Source organism: Ruegeria sp. Alg231-54, from assembly GCF_900143525.1.
GTDB lineage: Bacteria > Pseudomonadota > Alphaproteobacteria > Rhodobacterales > Rhodobacteraceae > Ruegeria.
Window position 1 is genome coordinate 115,860 of sequence record NZ_FREZ01000014.1, and the last position, 6,567, is coordinate 122,426.

Sequence of the window (6,567 nt, forward strand, 5' to 3'; positions counted from 1 at the left end):
TTAGGGTTTCAGGACCTTTACCCCGGCCATCGTTTCCAACCTGGTCAGATCCTGCTCGTACAGTTCGGAAAATGCGTCGATGATCTCGTCGCTCCAGCCGGGCAGGTCCAGTTCTTCTTCCATTTTGTCCGGCTGAGCATGGTTCGCCAGAATGTCTGCAAGAACGTCTCGGGTCTCAGACTGTGAAAGCGTCGAAACCTGGTCCAGAATCGCCTGGGCTTGTGATTGACCTTCTTCGGTCAGCAAAGAGATCAGCAGGTCATACTCATCTTTGATCGCAGCGTCCGCAGCAAGCCCGCCGACGCTGCGTACAACGTCCCCCCACAGGAGCGGAATGTCCTCATTGCACCACAGGGTAATCTGCACCTCGGGGGCAAAGTCGCGAACATCTTCGATCATCTCAACCCAGCTGAGGTGACTAAGATCATTGTTGCGGATCACGTCCTCGCGCGCCTGTTCCGGTATAGACATCAGGTATTTCGGGATAAAACTGCCGGGGTTCCTGAGCGCCAGATACAATTCCAACTGACAATCGCTAAAGGACTCTTCCAGAACAGATAAGCGTTTGCCCGCGGAAGAATAGAATTGCCCATCGGCAATAACCACGTCTTTCTCGCCAATGAATTCTTCACTGATGAAAATGGCGCGCTTTACCTCTGGGTGGATTGGAAGATTGCCCCGCATACTTTCAATCTCATCTGGCAATGGAGGGCGCGTATTCAAGGCCTGAAATGCGGGTTTGAACACTTGCCGATAACGACGAGGACCAAAGAAAGTCGCACCATTTCGGGCCAGTACGTCCCCATTGGCTTGCAACGACCTGAGCAGTCGCCCTTCATCGGTAAAAGCCGCGCCTGCGTGGATAGCAACCTGCATGTTTGGTTCTTGTCCTTGCATTCCTGAACCTGCCTGCCGAGTTACAGGCTGTGCCAGGGACAGTCAAATCTACATCCCCCACTTAAAGGTGATCGGCCGCATCACAAGGAAAATCCAAATTCCCTAAGTTTGGATAAAAAATGAGGCTTGCAGTCCGTTAAAAGAGAAAGTAATCGACACCCAGCGCCCCTATAGCTCAGCTGGTAGAGCAACTGATTTGTAATCAGTAGGTCCGCGGTTCGAGTCCGTGTGGGGGCACCACTTTAACATCCAGTTGCGTTCGATTTTGACTGATAGTAGCTTGTAGTTGCAGGATTTCTACTTTCGGATTGTCCGATGTTGTCCTGCCACGTGCGCTGTAATCTGCCCCCAAATGGGGTACCAAATTGGGGTACGTGCCACACGGTGACTGGAAGGTACCCCCAATGCCTGTTTTGAGCGACGCACGGATTCGGGCTCTGAAACCTAGGGAGAAGCCCTACAAGCAGGCCGATTTTGACGGGCTTTATTTGCTGGTGAAGCCGAACGGTTCGAAACTCTGGCGCTTCAAGTATCGTTGGTTCCAAAAGGAAAAGCTGCTGGCGCTGGGCAAGTATCCAGAAGTGACACTGGCCGATGCGCGACGGAAACGGGACGACGCCCGCAGCCTGATCGCAAATGGCGAAGATCCTTCCAGCGTGCGCAAAGACAAAAAAGCCAGAGAAGAGGCAGAGAACAACGCTACCTTCTCCAAGTTGGCGGCAGAACTGCTGGAAAAGAAGCGCAGCGAAGGCCGTGCCGAAGCAACGCTGACAAAGACCGCCTGGTTTCACCGGCTACTTTCCGCAGACATCGGGAAAATGCCGATCACGCAAATAACAGCACGGGATATTCTGGTTCCGCTGCAGAAGATGGAAAAAAAGGGCAATCACGAAACCGCCGTACGGATGCGGTCTGCTGCCGGGGCCGTCTTTCGCTATGCGATCGCCCTGGGACTCGCGGATAACGATCCGACCTATGGTTTGAAGGATGCCCTGATCAGGCCCCAAGTACAGCACCGCGCGGCAATCACTGATCCGGCGCAGGTCGGTGCATTGCTCCGGGCTATCGACGGGTTTGCTGGTCAAAGAACTACGCGCCTCGCGTTGCAACTGCTCGCATTGACTGCCCTGCGCCCCGGAGAGTTGCGAATGGCGGAGTGGGATGAGATCGACGAGGCCAGAATGGCGTGGACTGTTCCGGCACATCGCGCCAAGATGCGGCGGCCTCACACAATACCGCTTTCCCGCCAAACCTTCGATCACTTGAAGGAACTGCGCGACCTGACGGGTTGGGGCAAGTTGCTCTTTCCATCGGTACGTTCATCCAAGCGCTGCATGAGCGACAATACTTTGAATGCCGCGCTGCGCCGCATGGGATACGAGAAGGACGAGATGACGGCGCATGGCTTTCGGGCAATGTTTTCCACACTGGCCAATGAGTCCGGCCGCTGGCATCCGGACGCCATTGAGCGAGCCCTCGCCCATGTGGAAAAGAACGAAATCCGCCGGGCATATGCACGCGGAACACACTGGGATGAGCGAGTTGATTTGACACAGTGGTGGGCAGATCAACTTGATAAGATGAAGAAGGAAAAACTGGGACATGATTGAATGTGAACAAGCCCCGGTAAAACCTACCGAACAATTGATCCAAGCTTGGGTCTATCAGAGCAGTTGGTCCCTCAAAGACGCGGTCCTACTTGCGTTGGGCATTTCGCCGGATGATGCCGGAGCCGCAAAGGAGCTGGATGACCACAGTGCGCTACTAACTAGAACGAAGCGGTCGGGTGAACGATTTGGCGCGCCTGTTTTTTGGCTTTGGTGGGCAGAGCGCAACAACCTACCGTTCCATGCAGATTGGTGGCTAGCCATCACACCGGAACGTCCGATCGTATTTGACGGTCAGCATTTTGCGCATCGAAGGAAGGAAATTCTTTCCCCTGAATACGCTGGGCAGGAACGGATTCTGATCGGGGAATGGGTCCGAAAACCTTATTGGACAGCCCGCGAGGCAATCGATTTGTCGCTGAACTTTAAGCCATTCCGCACAGAAAGCTGGCGCGGTAACGCCCCGGAAACCGGAGAGACGATACGTGAGCGTGACGACAGGTTCCTGATATTGGAAAGGGCGTTAGAGATCGGGGAAATCAGTGAGAAGGCGCCTGCAAAGGACTATCTGCTTTGGCTGGCGAAAAGGGGGTATTATGTGTCCTTAGCGTGGCGGCGTGCCGTGGGGATGCCGCCTCACGATGGCCAGCATCCGGATACCGTTGTCGAGAATGCGGAAATCATCGCGGAGAACGAAAAACTTCGAGATATGCTGCGAGCGAAAGATGAGCGCCTGTCTGCTTTGGACGCAAAGCTTGAGGCCTCTTCCTCCCCCGAAAACAGCCGGGCGCAAAAGTCTGCAAGCACTACACGGATCGCAACGCTTCAAAAAGCCCTCATTGCATGCGCAGTGGACGGTCACAGTTATACGCCCATCCAAAAACGCTCTGACGTGCCGAAGCAGATTGCGGACAAAGCTGCTGAACTTGGCTGCGGGGTGGATCAGCAAACGGTTCGTAGGCTTCTAAAGGAGGCAAGTGAATTGCACGTCAACAGCAACTATTGGAGCGACTGAACCCTTAAAAATATAATTCACATCGTGGATCCACGATCGGACTTCGTGGATAATCGCTGCACAAGACCGGACCTTGTCAGCCTTGGACCATCTGTAACAAACATAGATGGACTACGATGCAATTTGACGATCTTCCCAACGAAGCGCTGCTGCGCGAAAAGCAGATCCTGCACCCTCACGGTCCCGTGCCTGTATCCCGTTCGACGTGGTGGGCAGGCGTCCGTGCTGGGCGCTTCCCTCAGCCTGTACGTCTCGGGCCTCGCACGACAGCTTGGCGTGTTGGTGATATCCGCGAACTCTTGCGGGAGGGCGCTAAATGCACCAGCTCCCGAACCTTTCTCTTTCCCATAACTGGGCATCTCTAAATGGGGGTGCCGATGGCTAAATTCAGCTACAATTCTGCTATGGGGGATCTGTTCGCAGATCCCTCTACTGCCGGTTCGCAACCGCCTGTGTATGACACCAATCAAGGCGGGGTTCAGACTCAAGTTCAGCTTCATTCCAATCCGCCCGCTCTGACGCCAGTGCAGGTTGCTGCATTGAAGGCGATAGAAGCTGAAAACCTCGGCGAAGACGAACGTTATCTCAAAGACGTTGAAGTGGCCAAACGCTTCGGCATCGCTCGCCAAACAGTTTGGAAACGCGTGGAGCTTGGCGTTCTACCCGCACCGATCAAGCTGCCTCCAAACAGCAGTCGCTGGCGCCTATCCAGCCTGCTATCGTTTGAGAAAAAACTGGCTGAAGCATCACGCCAAACCAAAAAGAAAAATCGAAAGTCGGGGCGCGAAATATGACACGGGCCCACTACAAGGTGAAGGTCTGCCAAGACCAGGTCTATTCGGTAGATGAACTGTGTAAAATCTACAATGTTCGCCGCAATGCCATCACCGACTGGATGAAATCCGGCCTGCGGAAATCAGACGATCTGCGTCCTTTTATTTTTCGTGGGGCTGAGCTGCAACGCTACCACAATGGCCAGAAGCGCAAACCGCTCGCTAAACTGAAACAGGGTGAGTTCAATTGTTTGAGCTGCGGCAGCGCATGTTATCCCGCACCACAGTCGATCTCGCTGATGACAACCTCCAGTCATAGGTACATGGCGGTGGGCGTCTGCGCTACCTGCGATGCCCAGGTAACAAAGTTACTGAAAGCGTCAGAATACGACAGAATAGAAAAATGCCTTATGTCGGGTACCAGCCTGGCTCTGATAGACGAAAGTAATTGTGAGATCCCAGCTGATACCGGGAATAAACCCGGCTTTCGCGAGACGGTTTGGTACCCGACAAACGATCGGATCGTGCATGAGTGGCAAGTCTATGCTGGGCGCTTTGAGACTTCGACCAAACGCGCCCATCTGCGGAGCATCCGCATGCTGGAGGTTTTCCTAGGAGGCAAAGCCTTCGACAAGGTCACGCCAAAGGACGCCGCAGACTTTCGTGATCATTTGGTCAATCTTGGCCAAACGCTCAAAGAGCAAGGTGGTTTGGGTAATTCTACCATCCGGCACCACGCGTCGCAGGTTCGCCAGTTCTTCGAATGGCTCCGGCTTCAGGACGGCTACAAGCGTTTGAGTCAAAACATCCCACTCTATCTGGAGCTTCCAAAGGCGGTACACGCCAAAACCCTGCCGCGTGATGATCGCGACTATCTGACGATCGAGCAGGCGGAAAAGATGTTGGAGAAGATGCCTGATCGCACGATTGCGGAGCGCCGTGATCGCGCCATGGTTGCTTGTGCTTATGCCAGTGGGTTACGCGCCGCAGCGCTCACTACGCTGAGACTGAAACATATTGACCTTTGTAAAGGGGAGCTGGTTCAGGACGCCTTAGAAATGCGCGCAAAGAATGGGAAGAGCTTTCGCAGTGTTTTCTTCCCGCGTACTGAAGCCTTCCAAGAGGTTTTCGTAAGCTGGCTTTCGGAGCTAATGGTAATGGGCTTCACCCAAGACGACGCTGTCTTCCCTGAGCTTGCACATCTGAAACAACGAGGATCAGAGATCAGCCCCGTACCCCCGATGAAATCCTCCTCAGCCGTGAGCTGCGCCTTTGATCTCGCCACCTCCCAGATCGGACGCAAATGCACACCGCACTCTGTTCGTGATACGCTCAAGGCGCTTGGGGATGAGCTTTGCACCTCTCCCAAAGACCGTAAAGCCTGGTCCCTAAATCTTGGCCATACGAACGAAAAAATCACTGAAATCTACTATGGAAAAATGTCGGACCATCAACGTCGCAGCATTATCGAGGGGCTTTCTACTGGTGGTTTGCTAACCGCCAAGGAAAACGCGATGGTGCTCGACTTCTATGAAAGCCGCTTCGAACGGGGCAGTGACGAGTACAACATGGCAAAACGTTTGGCCGAAAGGCGTGCGGCTGCCCGCGATGGAGATGAGGTGCTGGAGCAGGGGGCATTTACCGCGCTGAACACGAGCGGCGGAGATGCGTAGAAGGTAGACTTCGGAAATCTACGAGAACAGCGCAAAAAATTTCTTTCACCAAACGCCGAACATGCTGAGACGGGGTTAGGCAAACTTACCGCTCACAATGTTCCAAAAGAATCTCTGTGAGGAACTAAGAATCCTTCAGGATTGCGTAATAAATTATGAGCAGCCTCATCTGACTGGTCCAAGTTGATTGTTAGTGCATGATCGGCCTGTGATCCATCGGGATGATGGTTTCGGGCGCTGGCGGGCGATAGCCCAGAGCACTGTGGGGGCGTTTTGTGTTGTAGTGTCTCCTCCATTGTTCGATCAGGATTTGTGCTTCGCGCAAACTGTAGAAGATCTCACCGTTGAGCAACTCGTCCCTGAACCTGCCATTGAAACTTTCACAGTATCCGTTCTCCCACGGGCTCCCAGGTTCAATGTAAGCCGTCTGGGCGCCAACTGCGGTGATCCAGTCTCGGACGGCCTGGGCGATGAATTCTGGCCCATTGTCTGAACGTATGAAGCGGGGTGCACCCCGCAGTATGAACAGATCCGTCAGGGCATCGATCACATCGACCGAGTTCAGCTTGCGCTTCACTCTAATCGCTAGGCACTCCCGGCTG

General features: G+C 54.0%; 7 protein-coding genes and 1 tRNA gene. 6 read left to right on the plus strand and 2 right to left on the minus strand.

Annotated features, from left to right (window positions below; genetic code table 11):
- Positions 1-897, minus strand: a complete 897-nt coding sequence (locus DHN12_RS20295) for a hypothetical protein (protein WP_234416709.1) — start codon at positions 895-897, stop codon at positions 1-3.
- A 164-nt stretch (positions 898-1,061) separates the two neighbouring features.
- Between DHN12_RS20295 and DHN12_RS20300 the strand changes: the two genes are divergently transcribed.
- From DHN12_RS20300 to DHN12_RS20325, 6 genes are all read left to right on the plus strand, one after another.
- Positions 1,062-1,137: transfer RNA gene (locus DHN12_RS20300), tRNA-Thr, on the plus strand.
- Positions 1,138-1,301: 164 nt separating this feature from the next.
- Complete coding sequence (locus DHN12_RS20305; protein WP_108861800.1) at positions 1,302-2,507, plus strand: integrase arm-type DNA-binding domain-containing protein; 1,206 nt, start codon at positions 1,302-1,304, stop codon at positions 2,505-2,507.
- Positions 2,500-3,519 carry a hypothetical protein gene (locus DHN12_RS20310; protein ID WP_108861801.1) on the plus strand — a complete coding sequence of 340 codons (1,020 nt, stop codon included), beginning with the start codon at positions 2,500-2,502 and terminating at the stop codon, positions 3,517-3,519. Before DHN12_RS20305 ends, DHN12_RS20310 begins: the two co-directional genes overlap by 8 nt.
- Positions 3,520-3,635: 116 nt before the next feature.
- A complete protein-coding gene (locus DHN12_RS20315; RefSeq protein ID WP_108861802.1) occupies positions 3,636-3,884 on the plus strand; it encodes an AlpA family transcriptional regulator in 249 nt (82 codons plus the stop codon).
- A gap of 12 nt (positions 3,885-3,896) precedes the next feature.
- Entirely contained in the window at positions 3,897-4,313 is a 417-nt protein-coding gene (locus DHN12_RS20320) for an AlpA family transcriptional regulator (protein ID WP_159090089.1), read from the plus strand.
- Positions 4,310-5,965, plus strand: coding sequence for a tyrosine-type recombinase/integrase (locus tag DHN12_RS20325; protein WP_108861804.1), 1,656 nt, complete (start codon positions 4,310-4,312; stop codon positions 5,963-5,965). Before DHN12_RS20320 ends, DHN12_RS20325 begins: the two co-directional genes overlap by 4 nt.
- Before the next feature lie 190 nt (positions 5,966-6,155).
- On the opposite strand, the gene DHN12_RS20330 is transcribed toward DHN12_RS20325, so the two are convergent.
- Positions 6,156-6,567: integrase core domain-containing protein (locus tag DHN12_RS20330; RefSeq protein ID WP_159090090.1), on the minus strand; the 412-nt coding region annotated here is incomplete at its 5' end.